At 65.4% G+C, this 19,225-nt stretch carries 16 protein-coding genes; 5 read left to right on the top strand and 11 right to left on the bottom strand.

The annotated features are described in order from the left end of the window. Positions 1-32: 32 nt before the first annotated feature. Positions 33-1,781, top strand: a complete 1,749-nt coding sequence (gene dnaG / locus DYQ94_RS18320; protein ID WP_054591058.1) for a DNA primase — start codon at positions 33-35, stop codon at positions 1,779-1,781. A 279-nt stretch (positions 1,782-2,060) separates the two neighbouring features. Here the strand turns inward: dnaG and DYQ94_RS18315 are convergent, their stop codons facing one another. Further along, positions 2,061-3,272: a lipase family protein gene (locus tag DYQ94_RS18315; RefSeq protein ID WP_054591057.1), complete on the bottom strand. Its 1,212-nt coding sequence runs from the start codon at positions 3,270-3,272 to the stop codon at positions 2,061-2,063. Positions 3,273-3,618: 346 nt separating this feature from the next. Between DYQ94_RS18315 and DYQ94_RS18310 the strand changes: the two genes are divergently transcribed. Both DYQ94_RS18310 and DYQ94_RS18305 read left to right on the top strand, forming a co-directional pair. Further along, positions 3,619-4,623 carry a bile acid:sodium symporter family protein gene (locus DYQ94_RS18310; RefSeq protein ID WP_039524893.1) on the top strand — a complete coding sequence of 335 codons (1,005 nt, stop codon included), beginning with the start codon at positions 3,619-3,621 and terminating at the stop codon, positions 4,621-4,623. A gap of 265 nt (positions 4,624-4,888) precedes the next feature. Then, on the top strand, positions 4,889-6,469 hold the full coding sequence (locus tag DYQ94_RS18305) for a thioredoxin family protein (protein ID WP_126966498.1): 1,581 nt from the start codon (positions 4,889-4,891) through the stop codon (positions 6,467-6,469). Positions 6,470-6,670: 201 nt separating this feature from the next. Here DYQ94_RS18305 and cyoE read toward each other — a convergent pair whose 3' ends face one another. From cyoE to DYQ94_RS18285, 4 genes are read right to left on the bottom strand one after another with little or no spacing between them, the layout of a single operon-like run. After that, positions 6,671-7,567 carry a heme o synthase gene (gene cyoE / locus DYQ94_RS18300; RefSeq protein WP_160955066.1) on the bottom strand — a complete coding sequence of 299 codons (897 nt, stop codon included), beginning with the start codon at positions 7,565-7,567 and terminating at the stop codon, positions 6,671-6,673. 2 nt (positions 7,568-7,569) lie between these two features. Further along, complete coding sequence (locus DYQ94_RS18295) at positions 7,570-8,733, bottom strand: COX15/CtaA family protein (RefSeq protein WP_016902809.1); 1,164 nt, start codon at positions 8,731-8,733, stop codon at positions 7,570-7,572. Between the two features lie 10 nt (positions 8,734-8,743). Further along, positions 8,744-9,319 (bottom strand): redox-active disulfide-containing membrane protein, encoded by a 576-nt coding sequence (locus DYQ94_RS18290; protein WP_126966497.1) that lies wholly within the window; start codon positions 9,317-9,319, stop codon positions 8,744-8,746. A gap of 27 nt (positions 9,320-9,346) precedes the next feature. After that, the gene (locus DYQ94_RS18285; RefSeq protein ID WP_126966496.1) at positions 9,347-10,072 is read right to left on the bottom strand and encodes an SURF1 family protein; all 726 of its coding nucleotides are present in this window, start codon (positions 10,070-10,072) and stop codon (positions 9,347-9,349) included. A 60-nt stretch (positions 10,073-10,132) separates the two neighbouring features. Here DYQ94_RS18285 and DYQ94_RS18280 point away from each other — a divergent pair, with 60 nt between their 5' ends. Further along, positions 10,133-10,351: a twin transmembrane helix small protein gene (locus tag DYQ94_RS18280; protein WP_006449736.1), complete on the top strand. Its 219-nt coding sequence runs from the start codon at positions 10,133-10,135 to the stop codon at positions 10,349-10,351. Positions 10,352-10,448: 97 nt separating this feature from the next. Here the strand turns inward: DYQ94_RS18280 and DYQ94_RS18275 are convergent, their stop codons facing one another. Genes DYQ94_RS18275 through DYQ94_RS18250 form a run of 6 tightly spaced genes read right to left on the bottom strand, consistent with a single transcriptional unit; the run spans position 10,449 to position 15,195 of the window. Beyond that, complete coding sequence (locus tag DYQ94_RS18275; protein ID WP_104567873.1) at positions 10,449-11,324, bottom strand: cytochrome c oxidase subunit 3; 876 nt, start codon at positions 11,322-11,324, stop codon at positions 10,449-10,451. Between the two features lie 39 nt (positions 11,325-11,363). Further along, entirely contained in the window at positions 11,364-11,960 is a 597-nt protein-coding gene (locus DYQ94_RS18270) for a cytochrome c oxidase assembly protein (protein WP_039518470.1), read from the bottom strand. Next, on the bottom strand, positions 11,957-12,127 hold the full coding sequence (locus tag DYQ94_RS18265) for a hypothetical protein (protein ID WP_126966495.1): 171 nt from the start codon (positions 12,125-12,127) through the stop codon (positions 11,957-11,959). The genes DYQ94_RS18270 and DYQ94_RS18265 overlap by 4 nt, the downstream gene beginning before the upstream one ends. Next, on the bottom strand, positions 12,108-13,712 hold the full coding sequence (gene ctaD, locus DYQ94_RS18260) for a cytochrome c oxidase subunit I (protein WP_016902803.1): 1,605 nt from the start codon (positions 13,710-13,712) through the stop codon (positions 12,108-12,110). The genes DYQ94_RS18265 and ctaD overlap by 20 nt, the downstream gene beginning before the upstream one ends. Before the next feature lie 39 nt (positions 13,713-13,751). Beyond that, positions 13,752-14,702 carry a cytochrome c oxidase subunit II gene (gene coxB, locus DYQ94_RS18255; RefSeq protein WP_126966494.1) on the bottom strand — a complete coding sequence of 317 codons (951 nt, stop codon included), beginning with the start codon at positions 14,700-14,702 and terminating at the stop codon, positions 13,752-13,754. 16 nt (positions 14,703-14,718) lie between these two features. After that, a complete protein-coding gene (locus DYQ94_RS18250) occupies positions 14,719-15,195 on the bottom strand; it encodes a DUF2244 domain-containing protein (protein WP_016902801.1) in 477 nt (158 codons plus the stop codon). Between the two features lie 290 nt (positions 15,196-15,485). Between DYQ94_RS18250 and putA the strand changes: the two genes are divergently transcribed. Next, entirely contained in the window at positions 15,486-18,686 is a 3,201-nt protein-coding gene (putA, locus tag DYQ94_RS18245; protein WP_126966493.1) for a bifunctional proline dehydrogenase/L-glutamate gamma-semialdehyde dehydrogenase PutA, read from the top strand. Positions 18,687-19,225 lie beyond the last annotated feature (539 nt).

Below are 19,225 nucleotides of genomic sequence, written 5' to 3'. Positions count from 1 at the left end.
GCGCGCGCCGGCGGCTGGGATATCCTAGCGGGATGGCCCGCATCCCCGACGCATTCATCGACGAACTGCTTGCACGCACCGACATCGTCGAGGTGGTGGGCGGTCGCGTGCCGCTCAAGCGTCAGGGCAAGGAATACTCGGCGCGCTGCCCGTTCCATGACGAGCGCTCGGCCTCGTTCACGGTCTCGCCGACCAAGCAGTTCTATCACTGCTTCGGCTGCGGCGCGCACGGCACCGCGATCAGCTTTCTGATGAATTACGACCGCCTCGAATTTCTCGATGCGGTCGACGAGCTGGCCAAGCGTGCCGGCATGGAAATCCCGCGCGAGACCCAGCAACGCACCCCGCAGCAGCAGGACGACAGCCGCGAGCTGTATTCGGCACTGGAAGCGGCGACCAAGTTCTTCCAGCGTCAGCTCGAGGGCAGCGAACGCGCCCGCGACTATCTGGACGGCCGCGGCGTGGATGCCGACAACCGCGCGCGTTTCCAGATCGGCTACGCGCCCGATGGCTACAGCGCACTGAAGGACACGCTGGGCACCGATGCGCGCCGCATGAGCGTGCTCGAACGCGCCGGGCTGTTTTCCAAGAACGATCGCGGCCATGTCTACGACAAGTTCCGCGACCGGGTGATGTTCCCGATCTTCGACCGCCGCGGCCGCGTGATCGCCTTCGGCGGACGCATCATGGGCGCGCCGGCCGACGGCCGTGACCCGGGGCCGAAATACCTCAATTCGCCGGAAACCGCGCTGTTCCACAAGGGCCGCGAGTTGTACGGCCTGTGGCAGGTGCGCCAGGCCAATCAGAAGATCGAGCGGCTGATCGTGGTGGAAGGCTATATGGACGTGGTCTCGCTGTTCCAGTTTGGCGTCACCCAGGCGGTGGCCACGCTGGGCACGGCGACCACGCCCGAACATGCCGAGTTGCTGTTCCGCAACGCGCCGGATGTGTACTTCTGCTTCGACGGCGACAACGCCGGCCGCAAGGCGGGCTGGCGTGCACTGGAATCGGTGCTGCCACGCATGAAGGACGGCCGCCAGGCGTTCTTCCTGTTCCTGCCCGATGGCGAGGACCCGGACACCATCGTGCGCAAGGAGGGCGCGCAGGCTTTCGATCAGCGTCTGAAGCAGGCCACGCCGCTGTCGCAGTTCTTCTTCGACGAGATGTCGCGCGAGATCAACCTGCACACGCTCGATGGCAAGGCACGGCTGGCCGAACGCGCCAAGCCGATGCTGGCACAGATCCCCGAAGGCGCATTCGGCGACCTGATGAAGCAGGAGCTGTCGCGCCTGACCGGCGTGGGCGTCACTCAGGCGGCGCAGGCGTCCACATCGCAGGCACGGCCACCTGCCCGCATGGGCGCGCCCGCGCAGAAACGCAGCCTGGTGCGCGCGTCGATCGCGATCCTGCTGCAGCGGCCGTCGCTGGCGATGAGCCTGGAGGGCGACCACGATTTTTCCGGCCTGCGCCTGCCCGGCATCGACCTGTTGATGGAACTGCTGGCACTGGTGCGGCAACGCCCGGAAATCAGCACCGGTGCGCTGCTGGAACACTTCGCCGAACGCGACGAACAGGCCGCGCTGCAGAAACTGGCCGCACAGGCATTGCCCGGCGACGAACACAGCTGGGCGATGGAACTGCATGACGTCGTCGCGCAACTGGACAAGCAATTGCTGCGTCAGCGCCTGGACGAACTGCAGGACAAGCAGCGCGCGCAGGGCCTGGACGACACCGACAAGTACGAATTGCGCGAGCTGTTCAAGGCGCTCGCTGCGTTGTAGTGCGGGTAACGCGAGGGGATCGACTTACGCTGTCGTGTGCGGGCCAGGCGCGCACGCTGCACGACGCCATGGCCCAGTTGCACCGGCAACTGCTGCAGCAGCGCATCGAAGAGCTGTAGACAAGGCAACGCGCACACGGACTCGACGAGATCGACCAGCACGCACTGCGCGCACTGCCGCGCCTGCGTTCGACCGCGCACTGAGCATCCGGCGCATGCTGTCAGACCACCTGTTGCCGACGCAGCCGGCCAGCGCTGGCCGCCGCATGCAGATGCGCGCTCATAGCTGCTTGAACAAGGTCTTGGCCATCGAGCCGAGCGCCGCGCTGACCGCTTCGATCTTGTCGGCATCGGCCAGTGCGGCCTGGCCGGCATGCGCGGTCAGCCGCTCGATCAGGGCATCGCGCGCGGGTGCTTCGTCGGCACTCTGGCTCTGCGGCGTACCGGACACCGGCGTGAGCCACGGGGCAATCAAGGCCTGATAGGCGGTGGTGTGCTGGGAAGCCATCTGCTCGAGAAATTGCAGGACCGTGGTGGGGGTGCCGGTGAGCGTGCCGGTCAGCGGCTGGTTGGCGATCTGCCGGTAGTTCACCGTGGACGCCACCGCATTGGCGATGGCCACATCGACCAGCACATCGATCTCCTTGATCGGCGCGTTCCCGTACAGCGTCTTGATCTGGCTGAGCATCGGCACGGTCCAGGCATGCGGCACGCAATCGAGCGTGTTCCACAAGTCGGCATTCCAGATCTGATACGGCGCCGCGCCCGGCGCTGGAGAGGGTAATGCCTGCGCATACAGCGCGGCGAACCCGCCGTTGCCCGGCGTGGCGCCGGCGGTGGGATAGCAGTGCACGGCGCTGAAATTGTCCAGCTTGCCGTTGGTCTTCAACCAGGTCGCCAAGGTCGGCGACAGCGCACCGCCCAGGCTGTGCCCGGCAAAGATCACCGTCGCCTTGCTGCCATCCAGCGCTTGCAGGAAATCCAGCAGCGTCGTGTTCGGCGCCAGTGCGGTGGAGGGGCTGACCATGTTGAGCAGATGCCACACACCGGTGGCGGCCCCCATCGAGATGACCGCCGAACCTGGCTTGACGGGTTTCTTCGCCGCAACCGGCGCGGTGCCGAGCAACGGCGTGTAGGTCGCAAAATCCACCACCGAGGACACATCGAAGTCTTCGGTGAACCAGTCGTAGAGCGACTCCGGGTTGGTGGCGCTCAACGCGACCACATACGCCTCGCCGATGCCCGGCATGGCGTCGGTATGCGCCACGTACATGGCATTGCCCGACAGCGACGAATCGGCCGCCTGCCAGACCTGCGGCCCCCACACCAGTTGCCAGTCGCCGATCCGGTCCTGGGTGTCGGCCGATGCCAGCGTCTGCAGCAACGTGGCCTGGTAGTCCGCCTGCAACGCCGGCTGGCTGCCCCTGCGATCGCCCACCCAGTTGGCCAGGGCGGAAAGCGCAAAGGTCTGTTGATATTGGTCGTAGTGCATGGACTGGCTCCTTTCCTTAGGCCTTGCGTGGAAACACGAGCGAACATGGACGCAGCGCGCGGACACCGTTCGGGCACGGATACGCGCGGCGTGTGCAACCGGAATCTAACAAAGGATGTGCGTGCCAGAAGCGCCCGCGCAGCGGAATCTCGACGCATCGCACGAATCGCTCACCACCACACGCGGCGCCGTCTGCAGTGCTGCAGGCAGGCGCAAGCGCATGCTGCTGCCGGAGCCGGTGCGAGCACGCATGCGTCCCCGGCCTGCACTGCGCGGCCGACTCGCACGGTGCACGCTGGCCTCTACAATGGCACTCTGCAGGCAGCCCTCCCCCTGAATACGCACGATGATCAAACACTGGCTGGCGCGGTTGCGCATTGATCCATTCACCCTCGCGCTGCTGTGCACGGTCACGCTCGCCTCGTTCCTGCCGGTCTCCGGCACCGCCGCGGCGGTCATGGACGATGTCACCGACGTGGCGATCGCCGCGCTGTTCTTCCTGCACGGCGCGCGCCTGTCGCGCGAGGCGGTCAAGGCCGGCGCGCTGCATTGGCGCCTGCATCTGGTGATCCTGGCCTGCACCTTCGTGCTGTTCCCGCTGCTGGGGCTGTTGTTCAAACCGCTCGCGCATCTTGCGCTGACACCGGAGCTGTATATCGGCGTGCTGTTCCTGTGCGCGCTGCCGTCCACGGTGCAATCGTCGATCGCCTTCACCTCGATGGCGCGCGGCAACGTGCCGGCGGCCGTGTGTGCCGCCTCGCTTTCCAGCCTGCTGGGGGTGTTTTTCACACCGTTGCTGATGGGCGCCCTGGTCGGCAGCCAGGGCGCGATGGCGCACCCGGCCGAGGCGATCGGCAAGATCCTGCTGCAGTTGCTGGTGCCGTTCCTGGCTGGCCATTTCATGCGCCCATGGATCGGCGGCTGGGTCGAACGGCATCGCGCGGTGCTGCGTTACACCGACCAGGGCACCATCCTGCTGGTGGTCTACACCGCCTTCAGCGCATCGGTGAACGAAGGCCTGTGGCAGAAGACGCCGTTGCCGGCCTTGCTCGCGGTGCTCGGTGCCGCCGCGCTGTTGCTGACGGTGGCGATGCTCTCGATCACCTTCATCGCGCGGCGCCTGCGCTTCAACCGCGCCGACGAGATCGCGATCGTGTTCTGCGGTTCGAAGAAGAGCCTGGCCACCGGCGTACCGATGGCCAAGGTGATGTTCGCCGGTGGTGGCCTGGGCGCGATCGTGTTGCCGATCATGCTGTATCACCAGTTGCAGCTGATCGTCTGTGCATTCGTGGCCGCGCGTTATGCGCGCAACGCGCCGGGCGAGCCGCAGATCACTCCCGGTGGTCATTGAAGGTAACGGCCACTGCACGGCGGTGGTCTGATCGACGACACATGGCGCAGCCCACGCTGCGCGCGCTGCAAAGGCCTGCTTGCCGCCGGTGCGTTGCCTGCGCGCCATCGCCGGCCCGCTACGCCCGGCGCGACACCGGTTCGCGTTGCGTGCCGGTGCCGGTTGTAAGCAGATATACAACGGTCATGACGCACTCCGACGCTGGCACAGTGCCGCTCGCTAGAGTGTTCGATCCACCTTGCTGCCGCCCCCATCGGTGATTGCCATGACGCTATCGTTCCGACGCCCTGCCCCGTCCCTGATCGCGCTGCTGGCGGTGCTGGCCACGCTCACTGCCTGCAACAAGCCCGCCACGCCGCCAGCCCCGACACAGACCAAGGCGGCCGCCACGCCGGCGCCTGCGTCCAGCATCGCCTGGCGCGAGGGCGATGTCGAAGATGCCTTCGCCGAGGCCAGGGAAAGCGGCAAGCCGATCCTGCTGTACTGGGGTGCGGCCTGGTGCCCGCCCTGCAATCGCCTGAAGGCCACCTTGTTCAAGGACCCGGCCTTCATCGCCCGCACGCAGCAATTCGTGGCGGTGCATCTGGACGGCGATTCGGAGGGCGCGCAGGCCTGGGGCGAGCGCTTCGGCATCAAGGGCTACCCCACCATCATCGTGCTGCGCCCGGATCGCAGCGAGATCACCCGCCTGGCCGGCGATGCCGACAACGCACGTCTGGCCGATGTGCTGCGGGTGGCGGCCAAGAGCACCAGCACCGCCAGGCAACTGCTCGACACCGCATTGCAGACCCCGCAGCAGCTCAGCGCGGACGACTGGGCCGTGCTCGGCAACTATGCCTGGGGCACCGACGATCGGCTGGTCAAGCCGGAGCAGGCCGTGGATGTGCTCACGCGCCTGTCCAGGTCGGCGCCGCAGCCGGCGCTGCAACGCAGCTTCGCCCTGGCGGCGATTACCGCAGCCAAGGAACCGCCTGCACCCAGCGCGGCGTCACGCACGTTGCTGGAAGCGGTGCTGGCCGATCCGGCAGAGGTGCGCGCCAATCTCGGCACGCTGAGCTACATGCCTGCACGGCTGGTCGCCGCTGCCAGCAGCGATGCCGGTGAGCGCACTGCCTTGTCCAATGCGCTGAATCTGGCATTGGACAAGGTCTACGCCGACACCGCACTGCCGATCGCCGACCGGCTCGGCACCGCGTACGCCCGCATCCAGCTGGCACGCCTGGCACAAGGCCAGCCCACCGAAACCGAGGCCAAGGGCCCGCAACCGCCGTTGCCCAAGACCGTGGTCGACACCGTGCAGCAACGCGTGCAATGGGCGACCGACACCGCCAGGACCGATGAGGAGCGCCAATCCACCATCAGCACCGCCGCGGCACTGCTCGGCGAGGTCGGCGACCGCAGCGGCGCCGAACAGTTGCTGCTGGCCGAATTGACGCGCAGCAAGACGCCTTACTACTACATGCCCGAACTGGCCGATCTGGCCGAACAACGCGGCGATAAGAAGACCGCGTTGTCCTGGCTCAGGAAGGCGTACGAAAGCGCGCAAGGCCCCGCCACTCGCGTGCAATGGGGCGTGATGTACGTGGATGGCCTGATCCGACTCAGCCCGGACGACACCGCCGGCATCGAGGCCGCTGCCACGCAGGTGATCGGCGAGCTGGCCGGGCAGCCCGATGGCTACCGCCAACGCACCCGGCAGCGCTTCGCCACGCTGGGCGCCACGTTGAAGACCTGGAGCAAGCAGCATCGCCAGGAAGGCAATGCGGTGCTGACGCGCCTGCAGCAGAAGATGCAGAGCAGCTGTGACAGCAAGAACACCAGCGAGTGCGCCAGCTGGCTGAGCTGAGCTGGCGTGAGCGAGCAGCCCACTACGCGGCGAATTTGAGTGCGCTAAGTAGCGATTGCGCGCCGGATGCTCAACGGCGCGCACAACGGGTGTGTAAGAGCGAGATGAGCCGGTTCCAGCCACCGGCCGCATCCGCCTGACGGCTGCCTCGGTCGCAGCTCTATCGATCGCCGTGATGGCAGCAGCGGGCGTTCGCTGCCGCTAACGCACCCACGGCAACAGCAGGTGGTCCACCATCAGAAACGCGAACAGCGCCATCAGGTAGACGATGGAGTAACCGAACATCTTCATCGAGAACAGCTCGTCAGGCGGGTCGAGCATGCGCCAGGCGTACCAGAGGAACACCACGTTGAGCACCACCGCGCCGCCCAGGTAGAACAGCCCGCTCATGCCCACCGCCACCGGCAGCAGGGTCACAATCGCCAGCAGCACCGTGTACACCAGGATCTGCTTGCGCGTATGCGGCACGCCATGGGTGACCGGCAGCATCGGGATCGCCGCCTTGGCGTAATCGGCACGGCGGAAGATCGCCAGCGCCCAGAAATGCGGCGGCGTCCAGATGAAGATGATCAGCACCAGCAGCGAGGCGTTGATCCAGTCGGCGCTGGTCGGCAAGCCGGTCACTGCGGCCCAGCCCAGCATCGGCGGCGTGGCGCCGGCCAGGCCGCCGATCACGATGTTCTGCGAGGTCGCACGCTTCAGGTACACGGTGTAGATCACCGCGTAACCGATCAGCGACGCGAACGTCAGCACCGCGGTGATCACATTCACCCAGACCACCAGGATGGTCATGGAGATCACGATCAACACGCCGGCAAACAGCAGTACCTGCCACGGCCGTACCTTGCCCACCACCAGCGGGCGCCACGAGGTCCGCGCCATCTGCGCGTCGATCTTGGCGTCCAGCAACTGGTTGATCGCCGCCGCCGCCGACGCCGCCAGCCAGATGCCCAGAAAACCCAACGCACCGGTGCGCACCTGCACCCACGTCGGCACATCGGGGATGGCCAGGAACATGCCCACCAGGGCGGTGAACACGATCAGTGCCACCACCTTGGGTTTGGTCAGATCCCAGTAATCGCGTGCGCTGGCAGCCATGCTCACTCCGGCGCGCGCAGCCGCGCCAGCAGCGAGACCAGCACGAACAACAATGCGACCGCGCCGCCGTTATGCAGCACCGACACTTCCAGCGGCAACGCCAGCTTGACGTTGAGCATGCCCAGCGTCACCTGCACCGCCACCAGCACCGCCAGCGCACCGGCCCACACCCGCATGCCCGGCGAACGCGACAGGCGCCAGGCCAGCCACCACAGATACAGCGCCGTCGCAATTGCCCACAACCGGTGCGCCATCTGGATGGCGATACGCGCTGCGCCATCGAGCACACCGCCTTCGTAATCCACCCCGATCCCGCGCCACAGCGTGAAGCCTTCGCGGAAGTCATGCGGCGGCCACCACTGACTGACGCAGCGCGGGAAATTATCGGCCGACCAGCTACCGCCGCCACAGGCCAGCGCCGCGTAATTGGCACTGACCCAGCCGCCGAGGGCGATCTGCAGGCCCAGCACCGCCACGCCCGCACGCAGCAGCCACTTGAGCCGCGAGGCATCGGCCAGCGTGATCGGCAGGTGCGTCGCGCGCCAGGCCATCCACACCAGCAGCGAGAACATCAGCATGCCGCCGAGCAGATGGCCCATCACCACGATGGGTTTGAGCAGCAGCGTCACCGTCCACATGCCCAGCAGCGCCTGGAAGATCACCACTGCCAGCGTCAGCACCGCCGCACGCGCCAGGTCGATATTGCTCCAGCGTAGCGCCGCCAGCAGCAGGATGGCCTCGCCGGCAATCGCCACGCCGAACGCCAGTGCGTGCCAGCCGGACATGTACAAAGGAATCGACAAGGCCACCAGCACCGCGGCAGAAACCACCTGGGCGATGCCCATGCGGCGGCGGCGCACCGCCAGCAACGACAGCACCAGCACCTCCACCCCGAGCGCACCGGCCAGGAAGCGGTGCACCTGCTCGCGCCAGGCCTTGTGCGATTCCAGCGGCCGGATCTTGCTGGCCACATGCGTATTGGCTTCGTCGCTGGTCTGCGGCCAGGTGACGCGGCCGTAGCAGGTCGGCCAGTCCGGGCAGCTCATGCCGGCATCGGACAGGCGCACGAACGACCCGAACAGGATCGTGCTCGCAGTGAACAACGCAGCCAGCCAGGCCATGCGATGGAAGTGGCGGAACAATGCCGGTGGCGCAAACAGATTCATCGAAACGGGCTCACATCAGTTTCAGCAGCTTGACCAGATCGGCACGCAGGCCGGCCGGGTCGAAGCCCGGGGCGTACCGCAGGATCACGAAGCCATTCGGGTCGATTACATACACCGGCACGCCGGCGGCATCGTTGGCACGCGGCAGGCCCTGCCGCAGCCGCGCGTCATCGCGCAGCACACGCAGGGCCGGCATCGGCGGCAGACCGGCCGGCGGGGCGCCGATCCACAACACCTCCACCTTGTCGGCGCGATGGCCGAGCAGCTGCCACACCTTGTCCAGTTCGGCCGCCAACATCACGCACCGCTGCGTGCAGCCGGCAGGCGGTGCGAGCGCAATCCGCCACACACGTTCGGCAGGCGTCCAGGCATACGGCTGCCCGTCCGCGCGCACCGGCACCAACCCGCGCAGGTCAGCGGGCGGCTTGAGCAGTTCGCCGTGATTGCGCATCGATGCCGGCTGCCATCCGGAGAAGCGCAGCACGCCGGCCAGCAACATCGAGCCGAAGAACAGCAACGCCAGGGCAATCAGCATCCTGCGGCCGCGTTTGACCGAATGCGGCGTGGCCGATGTGGAGGAGGTCATGCCGGCGATTTTCTCATGCCGCAGGCGTCAGTGCCCGCGTTGACGGCGGCGACGCGCACGCCAGCTCAGCAGCGTCGCAGTGGCCAGCACGGCCGCGGCCAGACCGAACCATTGCACCGCATAACCCAAGTGCCGCGCGGGTGGCAGCGTGTTCGGCAGCATCTCCAGGTCGCGTGCATACCCGACCGGCAGGGCGGGATCCAGGCGCAGGACCTGCGACGAAATGTCGCGCCTGCCCAACGCGCTGCGCAGGGCGCTGGTATCCAGGCGCGTGGCCAGCCAGGTCTGCGGCGCATTGCCGGCGGCCAACGCCGGCCCGATCGCAAGTCCGGCCGACGGCGGCGCACTCAGCAAGCCCTGCAGTGTCCGGGTGCCTTGCAGCGGGGTGATCGTCGGCAACTGCCGATTGGCCGGCAATGGCAGCCAGCCCAGATCGACCAGCAGCGTGACCGGGCTGCCTTGCGGCGCGGCAAGTTGATAGATCCGCACACCGGCGCGCCCGGCATGCAGCTGGTTGTCCAGCAGCACCTGCTGCGGCAGGAACCGCACCTCTCCGCTCACCCAGGCCAGCGCATGCGGCGTGGCCAGCGCCTGCACCAGGGTCAACGGCGTCTGCCGCACATGCGCTGCGCGTTCCAGCAAGGCCTGTTTGTCGTGCATGCGCTGCAGCTGCCACTGACCAAGCGCCGCAAACCCCGCACTGACCAGCACGGCCAGACACCATCCCAACACCGCCGTGTGCTTGCGCGTCATGACAAGCGACGCAAAAAGGCGTGCAATGCCGCTACCACGCCGACGACCACCGGGGCTGTTGTGAACGATTCGCTCAAGACGTTGCTGATTGTCGCCTTCCTGATCGTGATCCTGTGGAACCTGGGTGCGGGCCTGTACTACCTGCTCACCGACCGTGGCGAAACCAAGCGCACAGTCAACGCACTGACCTGGCGCATCGGTCTATCGGTCGCACTGATCGCCGTCGTGATCCTCGGCATCTACACCGGCTGGATCAAGCCGCATGGGCTCGGCCGCTGACGCGGCCGATGGATTGGGGATTGGGGATTGGGGATTGGTAACAGCAAACGCAGATCGCTCTTGCGAATCCCCAATCCCGACTCCCCAATCCCCGCCCTCAAAGTACATACACGAACAGGAACAACGCCAGCCACACCACGTCGACGAAGTGCCAGTACCAGGCCGCCGCTTCGAAGGCGAAGTGGTTGTCGCGGGTGAAGTGCCCGCGCGCCACCCGCAGCCACATCACCGCCAGCATGATCGTGCCCAGCAGTACGTGCATGCCGTGGAAGCCGGTGAGCATGAAGAAGGTCGAGCCGTAGATGCCCGATCCCAGCGTCAGATTGAGCTCGGTGTAGGCGTGGATATATTCCTCGGCCTGCAGGAACAGGAACACGCAACCCAGCAGCACGGTCAGGCCCAGCCACAGCAATAGCGCGCCGCGACGGCCGCCCTTGAGCGCGTGGTGCGCAATGGTCAAGGTCACGCCGGAGCTGAGCAGGATCAGCGTATTGATCAGCGGCAGGCCCCAGGCGGGAATGGTCTGGAACTGCCCACCGATCGTGCCGGGGCCATTGGTCGGCCATGCAGCGGAATAGCCGTTCCACAGCAGCTCGTTGGTCATCACGCCATCGCCTTCGCCGCCCAGCCAGGGCAGCGTCAGCACACGCGTGTAGAACAACGCGCCGAAGAAGGCGCAGAAGAACATCACCTCGGAAAAGATGAACCACACCATCCCCATGCGGAAGGAGCCGTCCACCTGGCGGTTGTAGTGCCCGGCGTTGGATTCGCGGATGACATCGCCAAACCACATGAACAAGGTCGCCAGCAACATCGCCATGCCGATGAAGAACGTCCAGCGCCCCCATGCCGCATCGTTGAGCCAGCTGGCCACGCCGATCATCATCACGAACATCGCAATCGACCCGACAAAGGGCCATTTGCTCTGGCTCGGGACGAAATACGCATCGGCGTTGGGACTATGGTCGGCCATGGCGTTGCTTCCGTGTCGGTGCTGCGTGTGGATGAAGGATCAAGGCGCCGCGCGCGGCGCGCTGGATGCGCCACCGCCCTGCAACTCCGAGGTCAGGGTGTCGTTGCGATAGAACGTGTAGGACAGGGTGATCGTGGTGACTTCTGGCGGCAGCGCCGGGTCGACGATGAAACGCAGCGGCATGTCGCGCGTTTCGCCGGCCTGCAAGGTCTGCGCGGTAAAACAGAAGCATTCGGTCTTGTTGAAGTATCCGGATGCCCGCGCCGGTGCGACCGATGGCACCGCACTGCCGACCACTGCCCGCGCACTGTCGTTGCGTGCGAAGTACAGCGCCTCATTGAGTTCGCCCGGCACCACATCCATCGTCATCTGCTCGGGATGAAAGGTCCATGGCAGTTTGGAATTGACCCCGGCATCGAACTCCACCCGCACCGTGCGTTTGCCAGCCCCTGCACTCGCGGCGGCATTGCCACGCGTACTGCCCGGCGCGCGCTCCATGCGGATGCCGAAGACTTTTTCGCACGCAATGCGATACAGCGGCACCAGCGAAAAGGTCAGCACGAACACGCCCAACACCACGCCCAGCAGCTTGAACAGGCCGGCCGTCGGTGCAGGTGCGGGCGCCCGCGCGTTCACCGCCCGATGACTCCCGACGCAATGAAACCCGCATAGATCAGCAGGGCGATGACGCCGACGGTGATCGCCGTGCGGCGCACCGCACGACGCTGTTGCGCCTGCCGTTCGGCAGCGGAGAGCAGACGTGCCACAGCCAGCGGCGCGGACTCAGTGACCGATGTCTTCATGCGCAAGATCTCCAGGCTTGATCACCGGCGGCACGGTGAAGGTATGCGCCGGTGCCGGCGACGGCACCGTCCACTCCAGTCCCTTGGCGCCTTCCCAGGCACGTGCGTCGGCCTTGGCGCCGCTGCGCAGCGAGGCGAGCAGGATGCCGGCCATCAGGAACGGCGTGGCGAACATGCCGAACGCGCCGATCGAGCTGATCAGGTTCCAGTCGGCAAACACCACGTTGTAATCGGGGATCCGCCGCGGCATGCCGGCCAGGCCAAGGAAATGCTGCGGGAAGAACAGCAGATTGACGAACACCATCGTCCACCAGAAATGGAACTTGGCCCAGGTCTCGTTGTACATCCGCCCGGTCCACTTCGGCCACCAGTAGTACACCGCCGCAATCAGCGCGAAGACCGCACCGGTGACCAGCACATAATGGAAATGCGCAACCACAAAATAGGTGTCGTGATACTGGAAATCCGCCGGCACGATTGCCAGCATCAGGCCCGAAAATCCACCGATGCTGAAGAGAATCACGAACGCCACCGCCCACAGCATCGGCGATTCGAACGTCAGCGAGCCCTTCCACATCGTGCTGACCCAGTTGAACACCTTCACCCCGGTCGGGATGGAGATCAGCATCGTGGCAAACATGAAGTAGATTTCGCCGCCCAGCGGCATGCCCACGGTGAACATGTGGTGCGCCCACACGATGAAGCTCAGGAACGCGATCGCCGCGATCGCATAGACCATCGCCTGATAGCCGAACAGCGGCTTGCGGCTGAAGGTCGGGATGATCTCACTGACTACGCCGAACGCCGGCAGGATCATGATGTAGACCTCCGGATGCCCGAAGAACCAGAAGATGTGCTGGTACATCACCGGGTCGCCGCCGCCGGCCGCATTGAAGAAGCTGGTACCGAAGAACTTGTCGGTCAGCAGCATGGTCACCGCGCCGGCCAGCACCGGCATCACCGCGATCAGCAGGAAGGCGGTGATCAGCCACGCCCAGCAGAAGATCGGCATCTTCAGCAGGTCGATGCCCGGCGCGCGCATGTTCAGCACGGTGGCGATGATGTTGATCGCACCCATGATCGAACTGACGCCGGCCACATGGATCGCGAACACGCTGAAGGCCACGTTGTAGCCGCCCTGCAGCGACAGCGGCGGGTACAGCGTCCAGCCGCCGGCCGGCGCACCGCCGGGCAGGAACAGCGTCAGCAGCAGTAAGGTAAATGCCACCGGCAGCAACCAGAACGACCAGTTGTTCATGCGCGGCAACGCCATGTCCGGCGCGCCGATCTGCAGCGGAATCATCCAGTTGGCCAGGCCGACGAAGGCCGGCATCACCCCGCCGAAGATCATCACCAGGGCATGCACGGTGGTCATCTGGTTGAAGAATTCCGGCTTGACGAACTGCAGCCCGGGCTGCATCAGTTCAGCGCGGATCACCACGCTCATCGCCGCGCCGATGATGAACATCACGAAGGAAAACAGCAGATACAGCGTGCCGATGTCCTTGTGATTGGTCGAGAAAAACCAGCGCTCGACAAAACCGGGCTGGTGGTGTCCGTGGTGATCGACTGCGGTATGCGCCATGACGGAACGACCTCTACGAAGCGGTGCGGTTGCGGGCGATTAAAGAGCGGCGGTCGGTGCGGCGGTCGGAGCAGGCGCTGCGGCTGGAGCGGCCTCACCGGCAGGCGGTGTTGCAGGTGTGGACGCCGGCGCCGGGGTGCCGGCCGGTGCGGCAGGCGCTGCGCTGGCACTGCGACGGGCCGCCAGCCAGCGCTGGAATTCGGCCTTGGGCAGCGCTTCCACCACGATCGGCATGAAACCATGATCCTTGCCGCACAACTCGGCGCACTGCCCGCGATACACGCCCGGCTGCTCGATATTGGTCCATGCCTCGTTGACGATGCCGGGGATCGCGTCCTGCTTCCAGCCCAGGGCCGGCACCCACCACGCATGGATCACGTCGTCGGCGGTGATCACGAAACGGATCTTGGTGTTGACCGGCAGCACCAGGCGATTGTCCACGTCCAGCAGATAATGCGGTTGCGATGCAGCGGTCGGACGCTCGCCACTCTGGCGGATGCGATCGGATTCGCGCGCCAGCCGGCTGGTGAACTCCACGCCCTGGCCCAGATACTCGTATTTCCACATCCACTGGTAGCCGGTGACCTTGACGGTCATTTCCGACTCGCGGGTGTCGTACATCGCAATCAGCTTGGCCGTTGCCGGCCAGGCCATCGCAATCAGCACCAGCACCGGGATCACCGTCCACAGCACCTCTGCCGTGGTGTTGTGGCTGAATTGCGCGGCCACCGCCCCCTTGGACTTGCGGAACTTGAAGATCGCATAGCCCATCGCACCGAACACCAGCGCGCCGATCACCACGCAGACCCACAGCGCCACCATGTGCGCCTCGTAGGCCATGCGCGCGGTCTGGGTGACCCCGCGGCCCATGTTGAGCTGCCATTCCTTCGGGTCGGCCGATTGCGCCCAGGCAACCGAGGCGCTCGACAGCGCCAGCATCGCCAAAGCCAATTTCGGATACGTCGCCTTCCAGCTGCTGCGTTGCGTCATTGCCTAGACCCTTACGTCATCGGTGACGGCCATTGGCGGCCGCGAGCAAGCGTTTCAGCGTAGTTGCCAGTTCCACACGTTCGGCCGGCCCGAGAAAACTTCCAATCTCGATCTGCTTGCCGCTGCTGACCAGCACCACCCTGTCGTCGCGTTCCATGCATAACCGCACCCAATGCGGATGTGCCTGAAACGCTGGTGGCGCATGTCCGGATGGAAACACCTCGACAACGGTCTCCCCTACCCGGATCGCTTCTTCGCGCTCGCCACTTCGCCACAACTGCCGTAGCGCCAGCGCCACCACACCACTGTGCAACAGGGCGAACACCGGCGCGAATGCATTGCCGGTCCACCACCCCAGGCCCGCAAATACCCACATCGTTCCCGCCAACACTGCGAACAGCTGCACGAATTGCCTGGCCGACAATGCCCGCGGAGGCCGCAACCGCAACTGCGTCCCGACCCCTTCGGACATCAACGGCAGTACTTCGATCATTGGCAACACGCAGCGCACTGCGGGAATGGCCCGATGGTAGACCCGCACGAACGCATGCGGCAAGCGTTTCCGGCAATCATGCGATTGCTGCAGTGCAGCTAAAAACACGCGTAAATCAATCACTTCCCGGTGCATGTGCCGATGCCCGCGGCTGCGGCCGGCAGGGAGCGAGTCCGTTTTGGGCCTGCGCCGGCCACGTGCACAAAACGGCGGAAAAGTTGCCGCTTCCACACAAGTGCGCAGGGGCTGCGGCTCTCTAGAATGAGCAAGGATTCCCAGGCACCCTTCGCATGAACGCTCAGCTCGACCCGCTTGCCTCTCCCTCAGTTGCGCGCCCGCTGCTGGCGCCCGAGCTGCCTGCCGCACCCGGCGCATTGCGTGCGGCGATCACCGCCGCCTGGCTCAAGGACGAAACCGAGCACGTCCGCGAATTGCTCGACCAGGCGCGTCTGCCCGCCGCCGAACAGGCCAAGGTGCAGGCGGTGGCCGCCGATCTGGTCACCCGCGTCCGCGCACGTGCGCAGGACCAGGGCGCGATCGAAGCCTTCATGCGCCAGTACGACCTGGGCAGCGAAGAAGGCGTCTTGCTGATGTGCGTGGCCGAAGCGCTGTTGCGCATTCCCGACCAGGACACCGCAGACAAGCTGATCCGCGACAAGCTCGGCGATGCGGACTGGAAAAAACACGTTGGCGGCAGCGACTCGGTGCTGGTCAACGCATCGACCTGGGGCCTGATGCTCACCGGCAAGCTGGTGCAGCTCAACGACCTCACCCGCGCCGACGTGCCGGGTGCGTTCAAGCGCCTGATCGGCCGCGTCGGCGAGCCGGTGATTCGCCTGGCAGTGCGCCAGGCGATGAAGATCATGGGCCACCAGTTCGTCATGGGCCGCACCATCGGTGAGGCCCTGTCGCGCTCGCGCAAGGGCGACAACGCCGATTACCGCTATTCGTTCGACATGCTCGGCGAAGGCGCATTGACCATGAAGGATGCGCAGCGCTATCTGCAGGCGTACCGCGATGCCATCCACGCGATCGGCCGCAGCGGCAGCTTCGTCGGTACCGATGTCTTTGCGGCGCCCAGCATCTCGATCAAATTGTCCGCGCTGTATCCGCGCTATGAGCATGCCAAACGCGCACGCGTGATGGCCGAACTGGTGCCGGGCGTGCTCGAGCTGGCGCAACTGGCCAGGTCCTACGGCATCGGCTACACCGTCGATGCCGAAGAAGCCGACCGTCTGGAACTGTCGCTGGACATCATCGAGGCCACCTTCTCGGACCCGTCGCTGGATGGATGGGAGGGCTATGGCCTGGCGGTGCAGGCGTATCAGAAGCGCACGCCGTACACGATCGATTTTCTCGCCGATCTGGCACGCCGCGTCGGCCGTCGCATTCCGGTGCGTCTGGTCAAGGGCGCGTACTGGGACGCGGAGATCAAGCGCGCACAGATCGAAGGTCACCCCGGCTACCCGGTCTTTACCCGCAAGCAGAATACCGACGTGTCGTATCTGGCCTGCGCGCGCCGCATGTTCGCGCACAGCGATGCGCTGTATCCGATGTTCGCCACGCACAACGCGCAGACCATCGCGGCGGTACGCGCAATCGCAACGACCAAGCATTACGAACACCAGAAACTGCACGGCATGGGCGATGACCTGTATGCCGAAGTGATTCCGGCCGATCGCCTGGGGCTGCCCTGTCGCGTGTACGCACCGGTCGGCTCGCACGAGGATCTGCTGCCGTACCTGGTGCGTCGCCTGCTCGAGAACGGCGCCAATTCCAGCTTCGTCAATCGCATCACCGACGAGGACGTCGCCATCGAAGACCTGATCCGCGATCCGGTCGAAGCGGTGTCCTCGTTCGGCTCCATTCCGCATCCCAAGATTCCGCTGCCCACCGATCTGTTGCGCAGCCAGAACCAACACAGGAAAAACTCCATGGGCGCCAATCTCGCCAACGACAACGATCTGCGGCAGCTGGCCGAGCAACTCAATGCCGCCATCAAGCCGTGGAAGGCCACCCCACTGGTGCCCGGCGCGGTGATCAGCACGCAGAGCGAGGCGGTGCGCAACCCGGCTGACCGACGCGAAACGGTCGGGCACTGGCAGCCGGCCGATCCGGCCACCGTGCAGACCTCGCTGGCAACCGCCGCTGCCGCGCAGCCGGCCTGGAACCGCACGCCGGCGGCCAGCCGCGCCACCATCCTGGAGCATGCCGCCGACCTGCTCGAAGCACGCATGCCCGAGTTCATGGCGATCTGCGTCAAGGAGGCCGGCAAGACCCTGCCCGACGCCGTGGCAGAAGTGCGTGAGGCGGTCGACTTCCTGCGTTATTACGCCGCCCAGGCACGCGCGCAGTTCGGCGCACCCGAGCGTCTGCCCGGGCCAACCGGCGAATCCAACGAACTGCAGCTGCATGGCCGCGGTGTCTTCGTCTGCATCAGCCCCTGGAACTTCCCGCTCGCCATCTTCCTCGGCCAGGTCGCCGCCGCATTGGCTGCCGGCAACAGCGTGATCGCCAAGCCTGCAGAGCAAACCAACTTGATCGGCTACGCTGCAGTGAAGCTGCTGCACGAAGCGGGTATCCCCGAAGCGGTCGTGCAGTTCCTGCCGGGCGACGGCGCCACCGTCGGCGCTGCGCTGACCAATGATCCGCGCGTGGCGGGCGTCGCCTTCACTGGCTCCACGGAGACCGCGCGCGTCATCAACCGTACCCTGGCGTCTCGCGATGCCGCGATCGGCGTGCTGATTGCCGAAACCGGTGGCCAGAACGCCTTCATCGCCGACTCGTCCTCGTTGCCGGAAGCAGTCGTCAAGGACGCGATCTCCAGCGCCTTCATGTCCGCCGGCCAACGCTGCTCGGCGGCCCGCGTGCTGTTCGTGCAGGACGACATCGCCGACAAGGTCATGACCATGCTGGCCGGCGCGATGGGAGAGCTGAAAATCGGCGATCCTGCGCTACTGTCCACCGATGTTGGCCCCGTCATCGACGCAGATGCGCTCAAGATCCTCGACGATCATGCGGCGCGCATGGATCGCGAAGCCCGCCTGATCGGCACCACCACCCTGGACCCCGCCACTGCCAACGGCAGCTTTTTCGCCCCGCGTGCGTACGAGCTGGCCTCGCTCGCGCAGCTGCAGCGCGAAATTTTCGGGCCGGTCCTGCATATCATCCGCTGGAAAGCCGACCAACTCGACGTCGTCATCGATCAGATCAACGCCACCGGTTACGGACTGACCCTGGGCGTGCACTCGCGCATCGACGAGACCATCGATCGCATCACCACGCGTGTTGCGGTCGGCAATGTCTACGTCAACCGCAATCAGATCGGTGCGGTCGTCGGCGTACAACCCTTCGGCGGCCAGGGTCTGTCAGGTACCGGCCCGAAAGCCGGCGGCCCGCATTACCTGCTCCGTTTCGCCACCGAGAAGGTCGTCACCGTCAATACGACGGCCGCAGGCGGCAACGCCTCGCTTCTGACACTAGGCGACTGAGATCCAGCCCAAACCATTTCAGGCCATCTCTTGGCTCGCTGAGGAAAACAAGAACCCCGCATCGCGGGGTTTTTTGTTGTGCCGAGATGTCCGCACAAGGTCTCGTGCCCGTAGATCTGCATTGCGTAGAAGTAAGCGGTAGGTCATTGCTACACAACAGCATCGCTGCGAGTACCTCCCTCTCGGCATCGACGTGAAAATCAGGGAACAGAGGTAAGAAAGAAGCTCAACCTTGGGCCGTGTCAGTGACCTGCGTGAACCGACGCGTCAGCTACTGCGCTACATGTCGATGAGGCCCCGATCACAGCGTGGCAAAAGTTCCAAGGGATGCGCCTGAAGTGCCCGACTGCCCTGGCGCTACTCGGCTTGAGCTCTGCCTTTGGCTCTGGCTCTGGCTCTGGCTCTGGCTCTGGCTTTGGCCAGTTGGCTTAAATTTCGCACAAAAAGAAACCCTCAGTCCTATTGGACTGAGGGTTTCGGGTAAAGCCCCTGGCGATGACCTACTCTCGCATGGCTTGAGCCACACTACCATCGGCGCA

This window comes from Xanthomonas sp. LMG 8993, from assembly GCF_009835065.2.
In the GTDB taxonomy this organism is placed as follows: Bacteria; Pseudomonadota; Gammaproteobacteria; order Xanthomonadales; family Xanthomonadaceae; genus Xanthomonas; species Xanthomonas arboricola.
This window is presented reverse-complemented; position numbering and strand designations above follow the sequence as displayed.